This window comes from Myroides sp. TSA_177.3 (genome assembly GCF_052691955.1).
In genome coordinates this window covers 1-21,334 of sequence record NZ_JBQZGD010000033.1, presented here as the reverse complement: position 1 = coordinate 21,334, position 21,334 = coordinate 1, and the positions used below count along the sequence as shown (strand labels likewise).

Annotated in this window: 18 protein-coding genes and 1 tRNA gene; 7 read left to right on the top strand and 12 right to left on the bottom strand. The window is 36.0% G+C overall.

Features of this window, described 5'->3' with window-relative positions; translation table 11 throughout:
• Window positions 1–466 precede the first annotated feature (466 nt).
• Window positions 467–1,162 carry a sterol desaturase family protein gene (locus tag ACUTSE_RS17440; RefSeq protein WP_445641173.1) on the bottom strand — a complete coding sequence of 232 codons (696 nt, stop codon included), beginning with the start codon at window positions 1,160–1,162 and terminating at the stop codon, window positions 467–469.
• A 35-nt stretch (window positions 1,163–1,197) separates the two neighbouring features.
• Window positions 1,198–2,202: a 3-oxoacyl-ACP synthase III family protein gene (locus ACUTSE_RS17435; RefSeq protein WP_002986026.1), complete on the bottom strand. Its 1,005-nt coding sequence runs from the start codon at window positions 2,200–2,202 to the stop codon at window positions 1,198–1,200.
• Window positions 2,203–2,331: 129 nt separating this feature from the next.
• Between ACUTSE_RS17435 and ACUTSE_RS17430 the strand changes: the two genes are divergently transcribed.
• Window positions 2,332–4,746, top strand: a complete 2,415-nt coding sequence (locus ACUTSE_RS17430; protein WP_445641172.1) for a prolyl oligopeptidase family serine peptidase — start codon at window positions 2,332–2,334, stop codon at window positions 4,744–4,746.
• Window positions 4,747–4,794: 48 nt separating this feature from the next.
• Here ACUTSE_RS17430 and murA read toward each other — a convergent pair whose 3' ends face one another.
• From murA to ACUTSE_RS17415, 3 genes are all read right to left on the bottom strand, one after another.
• The gene (gene murA / locus ACUTSE_RS17425) at window positions 4,795–6,108 is read right to left on the bottom strand and encodes a UDP-N-acetylglucosamine 1-carboxyvinyltransferase (protein ID WP_445641171.1); all 1,314 of its coding nucleotides are present in this window, start codon (window positions 6,106–6,108) and stop codon (window positions 4,795–4,797) included.
• A complete protein-coding gene (locus tag ACUTSE_RS17420; protein WP_002986032.1) occupies window positions 6,105–6,824 on the bottom strand; it encodes a DUF4290 domain-containing protein in 720 nt (239 codons plus the stop codon). Before ACUTSE_RS17420 ends, murA begins: the two co-directional genes overlap by 4 nt.
• Window positions 6,825–6,898: 74 nt before the next feature.
• Entirely contained in the window at window positions 6,899–7,183 is a 285-nt protein-coding gene (locus tag ACUTSE_RS17415; RefSeq protein ID WP_181816698.1) for a DUF493 family protein, read from the bottom strand.
• Window positions 7,184–9,334: 2,151 nt separating this feature from the next.
• On the opposite strand from ACUTSE_RS17415, the gene ACUTSE_RS17410 reads away from it, so the two are divergent.
• The 5 genes from ACUTSE_RS17410 to ACUTSE_RS17390 all read left to right on the top strand — a co-directional run bounded on the left by ACUTSE_RS17410 (window position 9,335) and on the right by ACUTSE_RS17390 (window position 13,893).
• On the top strand, window positions 9,335–9,868 hold the full coding sequence (locus tag ACUTSE_RS17410) for an AAA family ATPase (protein WP_036462596.1): 534 nt from the start codon (window positions 9,335–9,337) through the stop codon (window positions 9,866–9,868).
• A 74-nt stretch (window positions 9,869–9,942) separates the two neighbouring features.
• Window positions 9,943–11,847 (top strand): RecQ family ATP-dependent DNA helicase, encoded by a 1,905-nt coding sequence (locus tag ACUTSE_RS17405; protein WP_445641170.1) that lies wholly within the window; start codon window positions 9,943–9,945, stop codon window positions 11,845–11,847.
• Entirely contained in the window at window positions 11,847–12,797 is a 951-nt protein-coding gene (gene fmt, locus ACUTSE_RS17400) for a methionyl-tRNA formyltransferase (protein WP_445641169.1), read from the top strand. The genes ACUTSE_RS17405 and fmt overlap by 1 nt, the downstream gene beginning before the upstream one ends.
• Before the next feature lie 155 nt (window positions 12,798–12,952).
• Window positions 12,953–13,228 carry an HU family DNA-binding protein gene (locus ACUTSE_RS17395; protein WP_002986040.1) on the top strand — a complete coding sequence of 92 codons (276 nt, stop codon included), beginning with the start codon at window positions 12,953–12,955 and terminating at the stop codon, window positions 13,226–13,228.
• Between the two features lie 101 nt (window positions 13,229–13,329).
• Complete coding sequence (locus ACUTSE_RS17390) at window positions 13,330–13,893, top strand: YqgE/AlgH family protein (RefSeq protein ID WP_002986041.1); 564 nt, start codon at window positions 13,330–13,332, stop codon at window positions 13,891–13,893.
• Between the two features lie 511 nt (window positions 13,894–14,404).
• On the opposite strand, the gene ACUTSE_RS17385 is transcribed toward ACUTSE_RS17390, so the two are convergent.
• Entirely contained in the window at window positions 14,405–15,250 is an 846-nt protein-coding gene (locus tag ACUTSE_RS17385; protein ID WP_445641168.1) for an aminotransferase class IV, read from the bottom strand.
• Window positions 15,251–15,304: 54 nt separating this feature from the next.
• Window positions 15,305–15,691, bottom strand: coding sequence for an START-like domain-containing protein (locus ACUTSE_RS17380; RefSeq protein ID WP_036462682.1), 387 nt, complete (start codon window positions 15,689–15,691; stop codon window positions 15,305–15,307).
• A 149-nt stretch (window positions 15,692–15,840) separates the two neighbouring features.
• On the opposite strand from ACUTSE_RS17380, the gene ACUTSE_RS17375 reads away from it, so the two are divergent.
• Window positions 15,841–15,914 (top strand) — tRNA-Met (locus ACUTSE_RS17375).
• Window positions 15,915–15,990: 76 nt separating this feature from the next.
• Here ACUTSE_RS17375 and ACUTSE_RS17370 read toward each other — a convergent pair.
• The 5 genes from ACUTSE_RS17370 to ACUTSE_RS17350 all read right to left on the bottom strand — a co-directional run bounded on the left by ACUTSE_RS17370 (window position 15,991) and on the right by ACUTSE_RS17350 (window position 21,144).
• Window positions 15,991–16,569: a YdeI/OmpD-associated family protein gene (locus ACUTSE_RS17370; protein WP_445641167.1), complete on the bottom strand. Its 579-nt coding sequence runs from the start codon at window positions 16,567–16,569 to the stop codon at window positions 15,991–15,993.
• Between the two features lie 380 nt (window positions 16,570–16,949).
• Window positions 16,950–19,181, bottom strand: a complete 2,232-nt coding sequence (locus ACUTSE_RS17365) for a CotH kinase family protein (RefSeq protein WP_445641166.1) — start codon at window positions 19,179–19,181, stop codon at window positions 16,950–16,952.
• A 250-nt stretch (window positions 19,182–19,431) separates the two neighbouring features.
• Window positions 19,432–20,289, bottom strand: a complete 858-nt coding sequence (locus tag ACUTSE_RS17360; protein ID WP_445641165.1) for a hypothetical protein — start codon at window positions 20,287–20,289, stop codon at window positions 19,432–19,434.
• A 38-nt stretch (window positions 20,290–20,327) separates the two neighbouring features.
• Complete coding sequence (locus ACUTSE_RS17355; RefSeq protein WP_445641164.1) at window positions 20,328–20,843, bottom strand: hypothetical protein; 516 nt, start codon at window positions 20,841–20,843, stop codon at window positions 20,328–20,330.
• Entirely contained in the window at window positions 20,809–21,144 is a 336-nt protein-coding gene (locus ACUTSE_RS17350; protein WP_445641163.1) for a hypothetical protein, read from the bottom strand. Before ACUTSE_RS17350 ends, ACUTSE_RS17355 begins: the two co-directional genes overlap by 35 nt.
• Window positions 21,145–21,334: the final 190 nt, after the last annotated feature.

Sequence of the window (21,334 nt, the reverse complement as noted above, 5' to 3'; positions counted from 1 at the left end):
TTATTTTCAGACTTGAAAACTAATTTGACCTTTATTTGGGTTAGTTGAAGGTTTTTTTGTTTCTTTTTTACCCTTTAAAAAAGAAAGGGGGGCTCTTTGTGAGGTTCGTGCTTTGTAAAATCGTGAAGTTGTAGGTTACTTTTTTACGAGAGGTTTTTTTGAAAATCGTCTTTAATCGATAAACCTACATTATCATCCAGTTATTTGGCAAATTGCCATTTGCCACTACAGTTTTTTTTCATCATCTCACCACCTTATCATCTATCTCATGGGGTTATATTTGTTTGCGTATTCGATGAATCTCCACTGCGTTCCGATTTCACCACCTCATCACCTCATCATCTATCTCATGGGTTTATATTTGTTTGTGTATTCGATGAATATATCTCACCGAGTTGCTATTTTGTTTTTGTGTTCGATGAATCTACACTTCGTTCCGATTTCATCACCTCACCACCTCATCAATCTACACTGCGTTTTGATTTCCTTTCTCCCTTTTTCTTTTCTCAAACATCAATTCCTTTACTTTTTCTTTGTCCTCTTTTTCCTTTGATAAATCGAACATCGTACCAAAAACGCGATCCCAAAAGGTATTGCTTACACCAAAGCCCAATTCTTCGTTTTTATAATGATGTAAATGGTGGTTACGCCAAAGTGGTTTCATAAACTTAAAAGGTGGAGCAAATGCGTGAATAGCGTAATGCATAGAAGCATAGAGTAAATAGCCAATAATAAACCCTGGGTAAAACCCAAAAGTATATCGGCCTAAGAGGAGATATTGCAGCCCAAACAGTATAGAAGCTAAAATAATACTGGGAATTGGGGGCATAAATAGACGTTGTCTATCTCTAGGGTAATGGTGGTGATTGCCATGCATAATATAAGCCACACGTTGTAGGTTTTGCTTTTCACTAATGAGGTGAAACAAATAGCGGTGGGCTAAATATTCAAAAAACGTCCAGAACAACATCCCTCCTAAAAAAAGGAGTATGAGGTTCTGAACGGATAAATTGTATGCGGAATAACCGATATAAATAATATAAGACAATATTGGAATGTACATCCCCCAGATGATAGCGGGATGTCCTTTAGTTAACATTTCTAAATAAGGATTCTCAAATAGTCTCGCCTGTCCTTTGTTATTTATCTTATCAAATTTCATATATCTTAACTACTTTTCTAGCTAAGATAAAAAAATTACCACTTTAACACAACACTTCCCCAGGTAAACCCACTTCCAAAAGCAGCCAAAACGACTACATCTCCGGTTTTAATTTTACCTTCTTCCCAAGCTTCTGTTAGCGCGATAGGCACAGATGCCGCGGTTGTATTCCCGTATTTTTGAATATTATTAAATACCTGATCATCAGACAATCCAAATTTTTGTTGAATAAATTGAGAGATTCTCAAATTGGCCTGATGTGGGATCAACATATCGATATCTGATACTTGAAGCTTATTGGCTTCTAATCCTTCCATAATCACTTCACTAAAGCGTACAACTGCATTCTTAAACACAAATTGTCCATTCATATGGGGCATATAGCTCAAATCATCTGGATCGTTGTCTTTCAAAATATCAGACACCCATCTTCCTCCCATTCCTGGCGCAATTAAAGCTAGTTCTTCTGCATGTTCTCCTTGAGAGTGAATATGAGTAGATAAAATTCCTGTTTCATCTTCTGAACGCGTTAAAACAGCTGCTCCTGCTCCATCACCAAAAATAACCGAAACGGCTCTTCCTCTCGTAGTCATGTCCAATCCTGCTGAATGTACTTCTGATCCTACAACCAAAACAGTCTTATACATCCCTGTTTTAATGTATTGATCTGCTACAGATAACGCATAAATAAAACCAGAACACTGCGCTCTAATATCTAAGGCAGCTACGGTATTTAGACCTAATTCTTTTTGTAACATAACACCTGGACCAGGAAAATAATAATCTGGACTCAGTGTTGCGAATACAACAAAATCAATATCCTTGGCTTCTACTCCTGCTCGCTCCATGGCTTTTCTAGCCGCTTTCACTCCCATTCCTGAAGTAGTATCTTCTTCCAAAACCTTATGTCTACGCTCGTGAATTCCCGTTCTTTCAACGATCCATTCATGGTTTGTATCCATTATTTTTGACAAATCGTCATTGGTTACTACGTTATCGGGTACATAATAACCTAGACCCGAAATCTTTGATCTAAACATATTTATCTGATTTAATTTGTTGAAGCAAAGGTAAGTTTTTTGTGTATTTTAAAAAACATCAACTACAAAAACGATATATTTTATAAATATTCCACGTATATTGCTCAGATAAACTAAAACAAACAAAAAATGAAGATTTTAAAAACTTCTTTATTCTCTCTTTTTTTAATTACATCTATGTTTGCACAAGAAAATGTAACCTACCAAAAGCCTTCGCAAGAAATTTTGCAACTAGCAGAATTTGAACGCGCTCCTTCTATCTTTATGGATAGCAACATGGAGTATATGCTTTTAAGTTACCGCAGCACGTACAAAACATTAGATGATTTAAATGTTGAAGAGATGCGATTAGGTGGTTTACGAATCGATGTAAACACAAACATTTCAAGTACCCTTACGTACATTAACAACCTAAAAGTTAGAAAAGTAAAAGGTCAAACCGAAATTCAGGTGAAAGGATTACCTGCAAACCCTAGAATTTCTAATATCACTATTTCGCCTGATCAAACGAAAATAGCTTTTACTCATACCACTGCTACGGGTGTTGAACTTTGGGTTGCGGATTTCAAAACGGCAGAAGCTAAAAAACTTACCGAAGCAAATCTAAATGCCAATTTAGGAAATCCTATTACTTGGTTAAAAGACAACCAACAGGTTTTGGTTAGTGTAATACCAGCAAATAGACCGGCTTTAGTAGACACCAAAAAGAATTTACCAACAGGTCCGATTGTTTCGGTTAGTGAAGAAGGGGTTGTTTCTCAAAACAGAACCTATCAAGATCTTTTAAAGAACAAAACGGATGAAGCTAATTTTGAAACGTTGGTTACTTCTGAATTATATCTAGTTGATATAAATGGAACTAAAAAACTATTCAAAGAGGCAGCGATGTACGCTAGTGAGGCTATTTCTCCTGATGGGAATTACCTGATGTTAACTACATTAGAAAAGCCTTTTTCTTACCTTGTTCCACTGAATCGTTTTCCGATGAAGACAACGATATACAAAATGGATGGAACCTTGGTTAAGGAAGTAAATGATGTACCGCTAAACGAAATCATGCCAAAAGGATTTATGGCCGTAAGAGAAGGAAAGCGAAGCATGCAATGGCGTGGTGATCAACCAGCTACTTTATCTTATGTAGAGGCTTTAGATGGTGGTGATCCGGCAAAAGAAATCGAATACAGAGATGAAGTATTCACTTGGGAAGCTCCGTTTACAGCAGCACCAAAGTCTATCGTGAAATTATCACAGCGCTATGCGGGAATTACTTGGGGGAATGATCAAGTGGCTCTTGTAGCAGATCAATGGTACGACACACGTAACATCAGACAATACATCATTAATCCTTCTACTTTCAATGCAAATCCTGTAAAAATTGAAGATCGAAACTCACAAGATGTTTACAGTGATCCAGGAACATTTGAAACAAAAAGAAACGAATTTGGTCGCTATACCTTGGCGATTGAAAACAATAAAATGTACTTGATTGGAGAAGGTTATACACCAAAAGGTCAATTCCCTTTTATCGACGAATTTGATTTAGCAACGCTAAAAACAAAACGTTTATATCAATCTACGTATACAACGAAAAAAGAAAGTATTCAATCTATTGAAGATATCAAAAAAGGATTAGTACTCGTTTCTATTCAATCTGCAACAGAATATCCGAATTACTACTTTAGAAATATCAAGAAGAAAAATGATATTAAACCTATTACCACATTCAAAAATCCTTTTGAGAGTTTAAATGGAGTTTACAAAGAAGTAATTACGTACAAAAGAGAAGATGGTTTAGAACTATCAGGTACTTTGTATTTACCTGCTAATTACGACAGAAAGAACAAAACGGAGAAATTACCTTTATTAATTTGGGCTTATCCAACGGAATATAAAGACAAAAATAGTGCTGGACAGGTAACGTCTAATTCAAGCGAGTTTACGTTCCCATACTATGGATCATTTGTATACTGGGTAACGAAAGGGTATGCGGTATTGGATGATGCAGCTTTTCCAATTGTAGGAGAAGGAACAGAGGAACCTAATGACACGTATATTGAGCAATTAGTTGCCAATGGTAAAGCAGCAATTGATGCTGTTGATGCTTTAGGTTATATTGATCGTTCAAAAGTTGGAGTTGGAGGACACTCGTATGGGGCGTTTATGACGGCTAACTTATTGACACATTCTGACTTATTTGCTGTTGGAATTGCAAGAAGTGGGGCGTACAACAGAACATTAACTCCTTTTGGATTCCAAACGGAACAACGCAACTATTGGGAAGTACCACAAGTATACAATACCATGTCTCCTTTCATGAATGCAGATAAAATGAAAACACCTATGTTATTAGTACACGGAGAAGCTGATAACAACCCTGGGACATTTACCCTGCAAACAGAACGCTATTTCCAAGCCTTAAAAGGATTAGGAGCACCTGTACGTATGGTAATTCTACCAAAAGAAAGCCACAGTTATGTTGCCAAAGAAAACATTTTACATTTATTATGGGAACAAGATCAGTTCTTAGAAAAATATCTTAAATAAAAAAAAGCCCCTATAATAGGGGCTTTTTTTTATTTAAGATATACAGATTTACTCATCAACGCGATCAATTTTCGCACCTAATGCACGTAAACGCTCGTCTATTCTTTCGTACCCGCGATCAATTTGATCGATATTTTGAATCACACTTGTTCCTTGTGCAGATAAAGCTGCAATTAACAACGAAATTCCCGCGCGAATATCTGGTGAAGACATACGTGTTGCTTTCAATTGTGATTTAAAATCATGTCCAATAACAACTGCTCTGTGTGGATCACATAGGATAATTTTCGCTCCCATATCGATTAATTTATCCACAAAGAACAAACGGCTTTCGAACATCTTTTGATGAATTAACACCTCTCCTCTTGCTTGTGTTGCAACAACCAAAATCACACTCAATAAATCGGGTGTAAGTCCTGGCCATGGTGCATCTGCAATAGTTAAGATAGAACCATCAATAAAACTTTGTATTTCGTATCCTTGCGTATGAGCAGGAATATAGATATCGTCTCCTCTTTTTTCTAACTGAATTCCCAATCTCTTGAATGTATTTGGAATAACACCTAAATGCTCCCATCCTACATTTTTAATGGTTAATTCACTTTTAGTCATAGCAGCTAATCCGATCCAAGAACCAATTTCAATCATATCCGGTAAGATACGATGATCGCATCCTGTCAGTGTTTCCACCCCTTCAATAGTCAAGAAATTAGATCCAACACCTGAAATTTTCGCGCCCATGCTATTCAGCATTTTACAGAGCTGCTGCAAGTAAGGCTCACAAGCGGCATTGTAAATTGTTGTTGTTCCTTTAGCCAAAACAGCTGCCATTACGATATTAGCTGTTCCTGTAACAGAAGCTTCTTCCAATAGCATATCCGCTCCCACTAACTGCTCTGCTTCTACACCGTAGAAATGCTCTTCTCTGTTGTATCTAAATGTCGCACCTAGATTGATAAATCCTTCAAAATGCGTATCCAAACGACGTCTTCCGATTTTATCTCCTCCTGGTTTTGGGATATATCCTTTTCCAAAGCGCCCTAAAAGTGGGCCTACCATCATGATCGATCCTCGCAAAGCCTTTCCGCCTGCTTTAAAGTCATCCGAAGTTAAATAATCTAGATTTAGATTATCTGCTTGAAAAGACATTTTATTCGGAGCTAATCGTTCGATTTTCACTCCTAAAGATTCCAATAATTCAATTAATTTATTGACATCAATAATATCTGGAATATTGGAAATTACTACTTTTTCATTTGTTAACAACACCGCACAAAGTACTTGTAATGCTTCATTTTTAGCGCCTTGTGCATGTACCTCACCTTTTAATTGGTGACCTCCTTCAATTCTAAATGTACTCATTGCTTTTTACCTTTTGCTTGATAATTGTGCTTGCTATACTTTTTGTTGTTATTTCCTTTTTGATTATTTGTATTACTCGGACTGTTGTTGTTCGAATAATTACTTTTATTAGATTGTTTACGATTCACCTGAATCAGGTTAGCCGTAGTAGATAACTCTTCTTCTTGTTTAGATAGATTGATTTTTCCTCCTGAAAGTTCACTAAGATGTTCAAAGATTACTTCATCCTTCACATTGTCTTTGTTCCAACTTAAGTAACTTTTTTTCATGTGATTGGCAATAACAATAATCAGTGCATCTCTCATTTCGCCTTCTTCGAATTTCAACGCTTCCTCAATCATACTTTTGATATTATTGCCATAATAGCGATAACTCAATTGTTTCTTTGGATAAGGTAGAATTTCTGGTTTTGCATACACCGTTTCTCTCGTCGCAATAGGAAATGGACAATCAACATCTAACTTAAAGTCAGAAATCATAAAAAGCTGATCCCATAATTTATGCTGAAAATCAGGAACATCACGTAAATGTGGGTTCATATCCCCCATCACGCGAATGGCATAATTTGCCGCCTTATTACGCTCTTCTTTATCTTCCATCACGGCAATTTGCTCAATCATTATTTGAAGATGACGACCATAATCGGGAATTACTAATTTATTGGTGGCTGTATTATAGCCCAAGTGTGTTACTGCTTCTGCGGAGTTAAATTTCATCTAATTGGTGTTTACAAAGTTTGGCTATCTGCCTGAGCTATAAAAATATAAAACTTTCTAGGATAAAGCAATTTTTATAGTGATAATAACCCTTCAATAGTTGATAGTTCAATATACTTATCAACGATAGCTTGTGCACTAGTCATATGCACTTTTATCGATACACTGGTAAAAGTACCTTTACTAGAATTTCTGAAGTTAATCACGGGATTCATCTCGTCAAAAGCACGTTCAATTTGAGCGATTTTACTCTCGTCCGCAGGAACAATAAATTTAAATAAATATTCATTTGGCCAAGTTCTTTCAAACTCCAACTTTTCTTTCAAGCTTTCGTAAAATTCTTTCGTCTTAGTGTCCATACATTCTTTTGATGCAAATATAAGCATTTTCTACCTTTTTATTGGAGATTGGAAATGAGAAAGTGGAAAAGGGAAATGAGTGAAGGTTATGGGTGAAGTGGTGAGAGGGTGAGAAGGTGAGGTGGTGAGATGGTGAGATGGTGAAATCGGAACGAAGTGAAAATCGGAACGCAGTGTAGATTCATCGAACACCAAAACAAAATAGCAACTTAGTGAGATATATTCATCGAACACAAAAACAAAATAGCAACTCGGTGAGATATATTCATCGAATACGCAAACAAATATGAACCCATGAGATAGATGGTGAGAGGATGAGAGGATGAGGCGGTGAGCAAACTTCACAAAGAGCACCCCTTTCTTTTTTAAAGGGTAAAAAAGAAACAAAAACCCCTTCAACTAACCCAAATAAAGGTCAAATTAGTTTTCAAGTCTGAAAATAAAAGAACTCGCTACGCTCAAACACCTTTTATTTTTACAGCCTTTTCAAACATTTGACGCTCTTTATTTGACTTACGTTGGGGCTAAATTGTCTTTTGTAAAGGTATTTTACGCTTTTAAGTAAATTGGTTTTGTATTGTTTGCTGGGTCGCTTTTTTGTTTTTTGTGAAGTTGTAGGGTTTATCGATTAAAAACGATTTGCAAAAAAGCCTCTCGCAAAAAATCAAACCTCACCGTCTCATCTTCTCACCGCCTCACAAAAAACATACCTCACAAAGAGCACCCCTTTCTTTTTTAAAGGGTAAAAAAGAAACAAAAACCCCTTCAACTAACCCAAATAAAGGTCAAATTAGTTTTCAAGTCTGTAAAAATAAAAGAACTCGCTACGCTCAAACACCTTTTATTTTTACAGCCTTTTCAAACATTTGACGCTCTTTATTTGACTTACGTTGGAGCTAAATTGTCTTTTGTAAAGGTATTTTACGCTTTTAAGTAAATTGGTTTTGTATTGTTTGCTGGGTCGCTTTTTTGTTTTTTGTGAAGTTGTAGGGGTTATCGATTAAAAACGATTTGCAAAAAAGCCTCTCGCAAAAAATCAAACCTCACCGTCTCATCTTCTCACTGCCTCACAAAAAACAAACCTCACAAAGAGCACCCCTTTCTTTTTTAAAGGGTAAAAAAGAAACAAAAACCCCTTCAACTAACCCAAATAAAGGTCAAATTAGTTTTTAAGGCTGTAAAAATAAAAGAACTCGCTACGCTCAAACACCTTTTATTTTTACAGCCTTTTCAAACATCTGACGCTCTTTATTTGACTTACGTTGGGGCTAAATTGTCTTTTGTAAAGGTGTATTGCTCTTTTATGCAACATTTCTATTTAATCGATAAACCTCGCAACTTCACAAAAAAGCAAAAAAGCAACCTACGACTTCACAACCTCACAAAAAACAAACCTCACTTACCTTTCATAGGAGGTTGCTTAGACTATACTTGGACTATGCTTGGACTATACTTGGACTATGCTTGGACTATACTTGGACATTCCTTCGACAAAACCCCCTTTTTTCCTAGGAAACTCCAAGGAATGTCCAAGGAAAGTCGAAGGAATGCCCGAGAAATGTAAAAGGAAAGCTAAAGTAGAGTTGTTTGTGAGGTTGTAAAATTTATGGATTAAATAAGATTTGTTTTCAATCAGAAATTGCTGATCCTAGAAATTCTTTTTTGATGCACTCTTAATCAAATAGATTATCTAGATTATACAAATTATCCGGTTACTTGGCAAATTGCCATTTGCCCTTACGTTTTCAAAAAAATATCTGGATTAAACAAATTATCCGATTACTTGGTGAATCATCCAGTTATTTGGCAAATTGCCATTTGCCCCTACAGTTTTTTTTTTCACCCCCTCATCACCCCCTCACCTTCCTCACCTTCTCACCTTCTCACCTTCCTCACCTTCCTCACCTTCTCACCTTCTCACCTTCTCACCTTCCTCACCTTCTATCTCACCGAGTTGCTATTTTGTTTTTGTATTCGATGAATCTACACTGCGTTTCAATTTCACCCCCTCACCTTCCTCACCCCCTCACCCTCTCACCCCCTCACCCTCTCACCCATTTTAACCTTCTCTTAATAATAAAGAATCCTCGAAAAGGCATGCTATCCCAACTTTTTATTATACTTTTGCCCCTTTCCTATTTTTACGTAGAAATGAATACAAAACTCGTTTTAATAATCGGTGGCCCAGGATCTGGTAAGACAACTATTATCAATGAATTAACTGATAGAGGTTACATCTGCTATCCTGAAATATCAAGAGAAGTTACAAAGAAAGCACAAGAGAAAGGGATTGATCAACTTTTTTTAACGGAACCTTTGCTATTTAGTCAACTTTTACTAGAAGGTAGAATTGATCAACATAAAAATGCAGTCGAAGAAGAAGCTCCTATTGTCTTTATCGATCGTGGGATTCCTGATGTACTAGCATATATGCATTACAAAGGAGATGCCTATCCTGAAAGCTTTGATTTAGCTTGTAAAAATCACTTGTATCATCAAATTTTCCTATTACCGCCTTGGGAGAATATCTATATTAGTGATGAGCAACGTTATGAATCATTTGAACAAGCCAATTTAATTCACCGTTACTTGGTTGATACCTATAAAAGTTATGGTTATGATTTAATCGAAGTTCCCAGAGAACCAATCATCAAAAGAGTCGAATTTATCTTAGATCGAGTATAATATAAAAAAGGATTGTTGTAGCAATCCTTTTTACATTTTTGACTACCTTAGTCGAAAGCAAAACCCCTGTTTCAATGACTAAAAAACCGATCGATTTACTTCAACACTATTGGAAACACAGTTCTTTTCGTGAACCACAAGAAGCCATTATCGAATCTGTTTTACAAGGAAAAGACACCTTTGCTTTATTGCCAACAGGCGGTGGAAAGAGCGTCTGTTTTCAGATTCCAGCACTACTCCTACCCGGTACTTGTTTGGTTATATCACCTCTAGTTGCCTTAATGCAAGATCAAGTCAACAATTTGAATGCATTAGGAATCAAAGCGGCTGCCATTATTGGAGGAACATCCTTAACGGATATTGATGCGATTCTGGACAACTGTTTGTATGGAGAATATAAATTACTCTATATCTCCCCAGAGCGATTGGAACAAACGTGGTTACTGGAGCGAATTGAAAATTTAAAAATAAGTTTACTTGCTGTAGATGAAGCGCATTGTATTTCACAATGGGGGCATGACTTCCGTCCTGCTTATCTCAAGATTAATCAATTGCGCAAGCTATTCCCAAGCATTCCAGTAATTGCCTTAACGGGATCTGCCAACCAACGCGTTATCCATGATATTTGCACCAATCTCGAACTGCGCGATGTTGCCCTATTTAAGAAGAGCTTTTATCGCAGCAATTTGATTTATGGGGTCTATAAAGTTGAAAATAAAGAAATTATCGTAGAGCGTATTCTGCAAAAGAATCCCTTTCCGACCATTATCTATGTACGCAGTCGAAAGGAGACACAAGTATTAGCCCAACAATTGAATCAAAAGAATTATAAGGCGGGATTTTTTCACGGAGGGTTAAACACCTTTGAGAAAAAGAAGCGACTAGATGATTGGGTTTCAGAAAAAACGCCTATTATGGTGGCTACGAATGCATTTGGAATGGGAATCGACAAGAAGAATGTTCGCAACGTGATTCACTTGCAGCTTCCTGAAAATTTAGAAAACTATTACCAAGAAGCTGGACGCGCAGGACGAGATGAAACAAAGGCTTTTGCCTCTTTACTCGTTGCACCCAATGAGCCTAAACCTATTGAAGAATGGGCCAAAGACAACCTATTTGACAAAAGTTTTTTAAAACTCGTATACCGCAAGCTCAACAATTATTTGAGTATTGGTCTAGGCGAAGGCTATAATACTTCGTATTCCTTTAGCTTTAATCAGTTTTGTGTACACTATAAGTTTCCCTATACGTTAACTTATAATGCACTGCAATTCTTGGATCGTCAAGGTATTTGTAAATTAACCCCCAATTCGACGAATAAAACACAGGTTCAATTCACTGTGAGTAGTAGTGAATTACTCGACTATGTATATGACAATGAACGACAAGAAAACGTTTTACTCCAGATTATTCGCCATTACCCAGGGATACACGAATACAACACCCCTATTAACTTGGCTTTCATCAGTGAACAAGTAGGGGAACCTATTTTATTTGTACAAGAGTGCTTGCAAACCTGGCATCAAGAAGAACTCTGTGTTTTTACACCAGAGGAACACGATTTGGAAATTACATTTCTTGAAGCGTGGGAAGAGGATAAAACGATTTATCGAACCTTCCCGTTCTTAGAACAACAAAACAACCTCAAACTTGAACAATATCGCGCTATTTACTTTTACGCACAAAATGACGATATTTGTAAGAATAAAATCATCTTGCATTATTTCAACGAAACGCTAGAGCAAAATTGTGGGAGTTGTTCCACCTGCTTGCAAGCGAATCAAAAGAAATCAACCGATCAGTTGGCTGAAAAAAGAGATTGTATTATCTTGTACTTACAGCGTAAACAAGCGGCATCTGCAAGTGAAATGGAAGCAGATTTATCGCTTGATTTACAAGATATACTCCTGCTTTTACAACAGTTGTCCGAACAACGAAAAATAAAATTAAATAACAAAAATCAATATATTCTACTATAATGAAAGACTTACGTATCATTTTTATGGGAACCCCTGATTTTGCAGTTGGAATTCTCGATGCGATGTATCAACATAACTTCAATATTGTGGCTGTGATTACAGCACCAGATCGACCAGCAGGTAGAGGACAGAAATTAAAATTTTCTGCGGTTAAAGAATATGCAGTAGAGAAACAATTACCTGTTTTACAACCGACAAATTTAAAAGATGAAGCTTTTTTAACGGAGTTAGCTTCTTACCAAGCCAATCTACAAGTAGTGGTTGCCTTTAGAATGTTGCCTGCAACCGTATGGCAAATGCCATCTTTGGGGACTTTTAACCTACATGCTTCTTTATTACCTGATTATAGAGGTGCTGCACCAATCAACTGGGCAATTATCAATGGAGAAACTAAAACAGGTGTAACGACCTTCTTTATTGATGAAAAAATTGATACAGGAGCTATTATTTTAAAGAAAGAAACAGCTATTGGAGCCAAAGAAACGGCTGGCGAACTACACGATCGCTTAATGGTTTTAGGTGCTGAAACTGTGGTAGAAACACTCGAATTAATTCAAAAAGGAGACGTACAAGTGGTTCATCAACCTGCTGAAGACACGAAAACGGCCTATAAATTGAACCGAGAGAATTGCAAAATTGACTTTTCAAAAACAGGTATGGAGATTGAGCAGTTAATCCGAGGTCTAAGCCCTTATCCAGCAGCTTGGTGCATGCTAGAAGACCGCGATACACAGCAAGAATGGAACATCAAAATATACGAAGCACACTTCGAAGAAGAAGAACACCAACTAAATATAGGTCAATTAGTTACAACTAAAAAAACCATGAAAGTTGCAGTTCAAAATGGCTTTTTAGACCTCGTAAAATTACAGCTACCAGGCAAGAAAATGATGCTAGCAAATGAAGTATTAAATGGGCAAAAATTTAGCGAAAACGCTATCGTTTTATAACTCATTTCCCTACAAAGGAATACTTCACATAGAACCTTAACACAAAAAAAGATATTGCATTGCGTTTTTTTTTTACAAAAAGCTTGTTTTATAACTTTATAACCCTAAATTTGTAATAAGAACGTTAATAAAGTTAACCTTTAAAAAAAATTATTATGAACAAAACAGAATTAATTGATGCTATCGCAAAAGATGCAGAGATCAGTAAAGTTGCAGCTAAAAAAGCTTTAGAATCTTTCTTATCTAACGTTGAATCTACATTAGCTAAAGGAGACAAAATTTCATTGGTAGGTTTCGGTTCATGGTCAGTATCTGAAAGAGCGGCTAGAGAAGGAAGAAATCCTCAAACTGGAAAAACAATCAAAATTGCTGCTAAAAAAGTAGTTAAATTTAAAGCTGGATCTGAATTAGAAGGATCTGTAAACAAGTAATTACTGACTTTGTTTATGTAATATAAACAGATCAAAATAGTAAAAAATTAAAAAAGTCTTATTATATTGTATAATGAGACTTTTTTTTATGCCGTATTGTTATGACAAAACACGAGATTAATAAAGGAGATTATTTAATTGCACTTCCCTCTGGATACAATCCAACAGATATTGAATTCAACCAATCAGTTATTCTACTAACGGATCACAATATTGATGGCTGTATGGGATTTATCTTAAATAAACCTACCCCCTATTTGTTAAGCGAATTAGTACCAGAAAGCAATGGTGCTTTTACAGTCTATCACGGAGGCCCTGTTGAATCAGATCGCTTGTTTTGTATTCACAAATGCCCCGATTTAATTCCAGATAGTATTGCAATCACGGATCAACTATATTGGGGAGGTGATTTTAGCGCGATTTTTAGCCATATTGAAATGGGGCTACTCACTCATTTAGATCTGCGTTTTTTTATGGGATACTCTGGTTGGGACAATGGCCAATTGGAAATGGAATTAACCAACCAAAATTGGGTAAAAACATCAACTTTGCCTTTCAACCTCTTTGAGCAAGCAACAAAATCTTATTGGAAACAAGCGATACAAACACTGGGTAAAGATTTTCGTATTTGGTCTAATGCACCAGAGAATCCTAATTTGAATTGATTTTTTTGGTTATGAGTTATAAGTTAAGAGTGATGGGTTATGAGACGATGAGGTGGTGAGACGATGAGACGATGAAGTGGTGAAATCGAAACGAAGTGAAAATCGAAACGAAGTGTAGATTCATCGAACACCAAAACAAAATAGCAACTCGGTGAGATATATTCATCGAACACCAAAACCAATATAAAATAGGTGAGATAGAAGATGAGATTGTAGAACGATGAAAGGATGAGGCGACAAGATAGTCTTGGATAAGTATTCATATGAAGTAAAATCAATAAACTTCATAAACTGTAAACAAAAAAAGCTTGAATTAGATCTATTAAAAATCTAATCCAAGCTTTTTTTATTTTATCAATACATCTTTATTGAGGGAAGTTGTTATTTGTGAAGTCGTAAAGTTGTGAGCTTTATCTATTAAAGGATAAATTTACTATTTAGAAAATTCCCCCGTAACCCATAACCCATAATCTCATACCCCATCACTCATAACCATAAACTCCTAAAAAAACTACATCAAGCGAATTTTTGCATTCAAGCGATCAACTAAATCTTTCGCTACTTGCGTCGTAAAGGTTTTCTTTCTGTATTTTGTTACTGGTTGTACCCCTATAATTACATTGGTAATAAAGATCTCATCTGCTTTTTGCAATTCAAATGGAGATATAGGACTCTCTTCTAACGTATATTCAGGGTGTTTTCCGAGGAGTTCTATGATTTGCTTGCGCATTACACCCTTTACACAGCCTTCGTCTAATGGAGGGGTTTTAATTACGTTTTTACTTACTACAAATAAATTTCCATTAACTGCTTCGATGATGTTCTTCTTGTCATTCACCAATAAACAGTTTTGATACTCGTTTTCTGCTGCAAAAATACTAGCGAGTACATTGACTGCGCGATTCGTTGTTTTTACCGTTGACAGTAAATTTGCTGCTACGTAAAAATCTTTGTACAGTTCAACTTCATACTGCTTCTCTTGAAATGTATACACTGCATCTTCTAAAACCTCTGCAGTTAGTACAAATCCAATCGTTTTATTTTCTTGAGGGAAGTACTTTCCTTCCGCATCACGGAAAACAGTTAAGCGCACGCGAAATGCTTTTGCCTCACTTCCACTAGCATCAACTGTTTTTATAATTTCTTCTTGAAAATTCTCTAAGGTAAAGTGCATGGGGATTTCCATACGCATGATTCGCATCGAAGACATCAATCTAAAATAGTGGTCTTCCGCGAATAAAACTTTTTTATCTAAGACTCTCACTGTTTCAAAAACAGCATCTCCATATAAAAAACCGCGGTTGTTTTCTATCGCAAGGTCTGTAGTAGAAACAAGTTTGCCGTTAACATTAATCATAGTTCTAATTTGTGATTACTATTAACGGCAAATATAAGTTATATTTTATGGAAATTAGGCAGAACCTAACACTTGTTTTAAATCCATGATTTGATTTTCCCACAATTGTTTTGATTCATTTATTTCATCTGCTTCTGCGAAATCAGTTACAATAATGGTGACATCTTTTGTCAATTCATCGCGTATTATTTTAATTTCAAAGTAATATTCGGTATCATCGCCCTCTTCATCTAGCCATCTATATCGTACTCTTTCGTCCGTTTTTCGTGTAACTACTCTTGCTTTTTCCTCCGAATCTCCCCATATAAAAGAATATACTTCTCCTCTTGAGTTTACGTTGTCAGCAAACCATTCGCTTAATCCTGAGGGATCTGACACGTATTGATATAACAATTGAGGGGACGAATTTATTGAAAATTCTAATTCATATTTTTCTTTCATAGCTGTACTTAAAAAAGTTATAATTCCTCGAATATAAACATATTTTGGTAATAAAAAAATATTTTTTAAGAAGCTTACCGTTTGCTTTATATCAAAATAATAGTAACTTTGCACTCGCATTCTAGAAATAGAATAAAAAACCAACATTTGGCGAGGTAGCTCAGTTGGTTAGAGCGCAGGATTCATAACCCTGAGGTCACGGGTTCAACTCCCGTCTTCGCTACAAAAGAAAAAGACACAATCGATGATTGTGTCTTTTTTTGTTTAGGATATATCTGAAAAAATCACTACAAAAAGGATTATTTCAATGGTTTTGGCATTTGCTTTCCCCCCATACTTTCGGCGACTTCCTCTATCCGTTTCTGCTTTGTTTCGTGTCGTTTGGCCAGGACAATCCAGCTCAATAGTATTTTTTTGGTCGACTTACTCAAACTCAAAAAATACTCTTTTGAACCGCTGTATCTAGTAAAAGCTAGTTCTAAATCATCTGGTATGATTAGTTCTTCTACTTCGTCTAAGATAGTCCAAGATCCATTCTGTTTTGCGATTTCAATACTTTCAAAACCGGCTTTGGTCATCCTATTGTTATCAATGAGGGATTGAACAATCTCTTTATTGATTTTAGACCAAATACTTTTAGGTTTGCGTTTACTAAAATACTGGATAGATGAAGAATCGTCCACTTTTTTTCTTGTACTGTCAATCCAACCAAAACAAAGTGCTTCATCTACTGCTTCCCGCCAACTGATGGAAGGAGTATTTGACTTTTTGGTGTAATAAACAAGCCAAATAGAGGATTCAGACTGATGGTTTTCTTCCAACCATTGCCTCCATTCTTCTCTGCTTTGAGGATAATAAGTTTCTATTTCTTTAGACATGCTGTTGTTTTAACTCGTGTAAAATTAACTGTTGTAAAAAGGCTGTTATTTAATGGTGCCCTAACAAAGTGCAATTGATTTTCCAGTATACTCTTTACCTGCTTCAAATACTTCTAATGCTACTCGGTTAACAAAAATAAGAGTAGATTGATAAAAACTATTTGAGTTCATTTCGTTGATTATATTATGCTTTTAAAAGATTACTTAACGAGACAAACTTACACCTCCTATATGACAACCCTATGGCAAGAGTAAAAATGAATGCCCTATTTTCGATATCCTACAATAAAGGCCCAATTACGATTGTAATTAGGCCTTTATTTTATGCTCACAGCGCAATTCTTCTCCTTTCGTAACTCGATAGAACGCTTATATTCCCTTTATTTCTTCACAAAACGCTTAACCACTCGCTTGTTATCTTGGTTCAACTCAATCAAATACACTCCTTTGTTTAATTGACTTACATTTATCCCTTGATCTGTGACCGTATTTTGTTGAATTACCTGTCCAATTGCATCAAAAATACGATACGAGATGGCACTTTCTGACTCCGAGGTAACGTGTAAAATATCTGCTGTTGGATTTGGATAAAGTACAAAATCCAATTGTTCCACAGCGCGTTCTCCTTGAGCTCGCTTAAAAATCGCCTTTACTTTAAAATTTGCTCTAGGATTGATAACAATTTTAGATTGCGTGGATTGAACATCTCCTTCCCAACGCACAAAGCGATAACCTGGTAGAGCAATAGCTTCTACTGTAACGGGAATCGTTTTAAAATAATATCCTTGCCAGTTTTCATACTCATCGCCTACTCCTACAGTACTACTGTTAATCTCAATAGTGTTGACTTTGACAAATCCTCTGTCTTTATCGTTAATATGCGCTTTCAAGCGATACTTTCCACTCAAATAAAAATGCGTTTGAATGTGTTGATCTTGATAAGTCGGTCTCAAACGAGCAAATTCCCTCATTTGTTCCACTCGATTTTCCCAATCTTGCATGGAAGTCAGTAAATTCCATCGTTCAATGTATCTGGGCATTTCTGGGCGGATACGTTCTTGCATCTCATTAATCAACGCAATAACATGCTCTTCTTTATAGCTTGTATTCATTAAATCGGCAAATCGATTTAAGAAGTAATTTTTATACGTTTCATTTGCGAGAAGTCCCTTTAGAATATGATCTTCACTTGCTATTGCCGACGCTAACGTATTATGGCTATAAGAATTATTGATCCATTCATCAATTCCGTTAAAACCTGCATCTAAATCTTTAAATACCCAGCGGAATCGGCCATCCTGTCCATAAGGAGCATCGGGGGTGTACTCCACTCTTTTTCTAAAATAGGTATTGTTGTTGTGTGGCCAATCAAAATTAGCCGCATAGATTTCGGCAATTTGAAAATCGGTAAAATTCACCTCATCAATATACGTCAATGCTTTTTTATAGTTTTTCTTCTTTTTTAAATTTTTATTTGTGAAGAAATCAACCACTTTCAAGTACTGCACATTATCTCCCACATCTGCTAAACCAGCATTTTCTAAAAAGTCGAGGTCTCTTTCTTTAATGTCGTATACTCGCTCAAAATATTTCTCGTCATATCGCTCACGTAAATTCATCAAACCGTAATATTCGCCATTGACAAACGTTACAACAGGTTGGTATTTTTGGGTTTCAAAATGCAAATGTTCGTTTAATTTTTGCACAAAGGCATCTCTAAACATCGTTCTATACGTATCATTTCCAGAATTTCTTACAATTAATCGCTTAAAACTATCGTAGGGATATTCATCAAAGAAATTATACTTCAGGTCCTTCTTTCCATACTCTGACTTTGCATACATGCGGTAGGATCTATTTTTAAAATGTCGCGATCCATTGCCGTGGTTTCTTATACCAACCGTTTGATTGATTTTCTCCCCTCCATGGGCTAAATAAATGAAGTTAACAGGTACTTCCGATGCTGAGCCACTCGCCCAGTAATTAGCTGGGACTGTGGTTTCATACTGATCAACCTGTGGATTTGCCAATCGCCAATCATCAAATGTTTTTCCTGCCACCCACAATCCATTTTCATAACCAAAGAGTTGATCATCATTCACATTAATATTCACCACAGGAAACGCATATTCTTTATTGATCAGATATACTCTTGTGGTTGTTTCAGAAAAATGCTGGTTATCAAGGTAAGCCTTAGCTCTCACTACAAAGCTTTTATCTACAGGAGTAGCAGGGAAGTATGGATTGGATTCAAAAGTTGTCGATATATTTGCTAATCGATTAGGTTCCATCGTTCTATCATAGATAGCAATTGGCGTTGTATACACCAAGGAACGTATCGTATCTTGATGTAGTTCAAAAGGCAATTGACCCCCGCGTTCTGGGTATTTGGTTTTATAAGTAAATGTACTCCCTCCTAAGTTCTCAAGGGTCGGTTCTGATCCATCGAGCGTATAGACAATCTGCACATTAGAATTTTCATGACTAAGATGTAAAGTAAATGCCTGTTCGTAAAATCCACTGGCAGCAGAAAAAACAGGCGGTTTCACTTGTTGACCAAATACAGATAAGGTCAAGCTAAAAACGAGTACTAGATAACATTTTTTCATCATACTTTAATTTTTAAAGATTAAAATTTTATCTTAAAATTAAAATATTAACATAAACAAAACTATTATTTCACTATAAATCACAAATAAAAACAACAAAAAACACAAAGACACAATAGAGTTAACTTTGTGATGCAGAAAAAAAACACTAGTAAATAGTGCACTTGAAGCTACTAAACAGTCTCCTATTGCTTGATTTAATTCTAGTGATTTAAAAAAGTAGTACTTCCTACTTTTATCGAAAAAGTTCTTTTTACTTTCGCTTGATCCAGGTACTCGCCTTTTCCTTCTTTGTCTTTTTAGGAACTGGATTTGCTGCCCAGCTAGTAGGCCCTGTTTTCTTCCAAACCATATCATGCGTTCGAATCATTTTAATATAGCCCCAAATACCTAGGGTTAGCATCAAAATAAAGAATACTAGGATTCCACTGACAAAAAGAGGAACCTCATTACCATAAAACAAGGCATAGATTAATAACCCATCAAAAAGTATCATGACAATTGGTATAAAAAAGGTAAGTCCGATGTATTTAATTACGTTCAAGTAATACTCCATCTTGTAATTCATTGCATAGAGCAAGATCCCCCAAAAGGCAAATACCAAGACGACCATCATGAGTAAGGCACCAAAAAATAAGGCAAATGTACCAAAGCCAAAACTCACGCTATCCTTTGAAGTTTCATCATAATATACCGTTACAGTCTCTCCAATTGTTGGTTGATTACTTGAAGAATACGACAAGGTATGAGCTACTAACACGCCAGATAAAGTTGTAAATTCAACTGTTGGTGTAAACATAGTTGTAGTAGTTCCTGCATCTGCATCATGGCTTTCATAAGAAGAATAAGAAACAACTTTTGCTTCATAACGCTGTCCATTTACTAGCAATTGAGTTGTTTTATAGAGAGACGATCCCATGCCTATGGTTATGCTTATTGCAAAAACCATCACAATCGTTACCACCAAAAAAACATACCCAAAGCCAAGACACCCTAGCCCACCTTTTCCAGTGTGCAAACGACGTTGTCCTATTTTATAGGTCAACCAAAGACCAAAAAGCAGCGCTAAAACCCCACTCCAGCCATACAAAGTCAAACTGAGAAAAATCATAGAGAATAGAATCATAAGAAACATACAACGAGAACTGCTTAATTATACCGCGAAGTTTGGTGCTTAAATGTTGTTTTTTGACGCTTTATCAACTCATTATCTTGGAATACTTGTTTCTCTATTGCTGTTGGTGTCTCTGCTTTTTCTGAAGAACTACCAGTAGTAGTTGGAGGCATTAGCCTATCCTTTTTTGTTTGCACTATCCAATAGCTGCGTATATCTATCAGTCTTCTACTAATTACATAGAGAAAATACAAGGCAAAAATAAGGATAAAGATAGAAAAGCTCTCCGCTTCTTCTTCAGAACCAAAAATTCGATATTGATAAAAAACGACGAGTATATAGCCTACCATTAGCATACGCAGAGGTTTAATCAACAGGTGAATTCCCTTTCTAATAGTCGCTGCAGTCTGACTTCTAATAATAGCAAACGCATGCAAGACAAATAAAGCTAAAAACAGTCCCATTCTACAGACTAAAAAGGCCAAAACAAGGATAATATAAGCTAGAATTAAATCTTCATAAGTCAACCAAAAACGTACCTCCTTCTGCATCTAGGAATACCGCTTGATCTACATCCGAAAAGAAATCATTCGTAATATCTTCAAGCCGTTCAGCAGGAATAAACACTTGATTCCCGTCTGATCCAGCAGCAGTAATTCCGACAGCCACACTCCCTCGCTCATCTACAACTCGCTCTAATCGTCCTGTATACAATTCGCCCGTAACAAGAGCTTGTCCCATTTGAACCGGTAGACTAGCAATAGAAAGCACCCATGAACTACCTGCAGATAGCAGAATTAACACGATAATAATCGGAAGGAAATTAATTTTCTTACCTCTTTTTTGATTCATCTTGCTTGATTTTTCTTTTTTTCTATTCTAGATAGAAAAGCTAATTTTAGTATTATCAGCAAGATACCACAATATAAATTAAGAAACCCTATCTCCTTTCCTCATCAATCAAAAAAAGGATGAATTACAACATTCATCCTTTCGTTCATTTATATCGCGATATAGCGTTTATTCTCCTTTAATAAAAGTG

Excerpts from the sequence above, each read along its gene's own strand:
- ACUTSE_RS17440 (WP_445641173.1), bottom strand. The coding sequence starts at position 1,162 with ATGAAATTTGATAAGATAAATAACAAAGGACAGGCGAGACTATTTGAG.
- ACUTSE_RS17435 (WP_002986026.1), bottom strand. The coding sequence starts at position 2,202 with ATGTTTAGATCAAAGATTTCGGGTCTAGGTTATTATGTACCCGATAAC.
- ACUTSE_RS17430 (WP_445641172.1), top strand. The coding sequence starts at position 2,332 with ATGAAGATTTTAAAAACTTCTTTATTCTCTCTTTTTTTAATTACATCT.
- murA (WP_445641171.1), bottom strand. The coding sequence starts at position 6,108 with ATGAGTACATTTAGAATTGAAGGAGGTCACCAATTAAAAGGTGAGGTA.
- ACUTSE_RS17420 (WP_002986032.1), bottom strand. The coding sequence starts at position 6,824 with ATGAAATTTAACTCCGCAGAAGCAGTAACACACTTGGGCTATAATACA.
- ACUTSE_RS17415 (WP_181816698.1), bottom strand. The coding sequence starts at position 7,183 with ATGGACACTAAGACGAAAGAATTTTACGAAAGCTTGAAAGAAAAGTTG.
- ACUTSE_RS17410 (WP_036462596.1), top strand. The coding sequence starts at position 9,335 with ATGAATACAAAACTCGTTTTAATAATCGGTGGCCCAGGATCTGGTAAG.
- ACUTSE_RS17405 (WP_445641170.1), top strand. The coding sequence starts at position 9,943 with ATGACTAAAAAACCGATCGATTTACTTCAACACTATTGGAAACACAGT.
- fmt (WP_445641169.1), top strand. The coding sequence starts at position 11,847 with ATGAAAGACTTACGTATCATTTTTATGGGAACCCCTGATTTTGCAGTT.
- ACUTSE_RS17395 (WP_002986040.1), top strand. The coding sequence starts at position 12,953 with ATGAACAAAACAGAATTAATTGATGCTATCGCAAAAGATGCAGAGATC.
- ACUTSE_RS17390 (WP_002986041.1), top strand. The coding sequence starts at position 13,330 with ATGACAAAACACGAGATTAATAAAGGAGATTATTTAATTGCACTTCCC.
- ACUTSE_RS17385 (WP_445641168.1), bottom strand. The coding sequence starts at position 15,250 with ATGATTAATGTTAACGGCAAACTTGTTTCTACTACAGACCTTGCGATA.
- ACUTSE_RS17380 (WP_036462682.1), bottom strand. The coding sequence starts at position 15,691 with ATGAAAGAAAAATATGAATTAGAATTTTCAATAAATTCGTCCCCTCAA.
- ACUTSE_RS17370 (WP_445641167.1), bottom strand. The coding sequence starts at position 16,569 with ATGTCTAAAGAAATAGAAACTTATTATCCTCAAAGCAGAGAAGAATGG.
- ACUTSE_RS17365 (WP_445641166.1), bottom strand. The coding sequence starts at position 19,181 with ATGATGAAAAAATGTTATCTAGTACTCGTTTTTAGCTTGACCTTATCT.
- ACUTSE_RS17360 (WP_445641165.1), bottom strand. The coding sequence starts at position 20,289 with ATGATTTTTCTCAGTTTGACTTTGTATGGCTGGAGTGGGGTTTTAGCG.
- ACUTSE_RS17355 (WP_445641164.1), bottom strand. The coding sequence starts at position 20,843 with ATGCAGAAGGAGGTACGTTTTTGGTTGACTTATGAAGATTTAATTCTA.
- ACUTSE_RS17350 (WP_445641163.1), bottom strand. The coding sequence starts at position 21,144 with ATGAATCAAAAAAGAGGTAAGAAAATTAATTTCCTTCCGATTATTATC.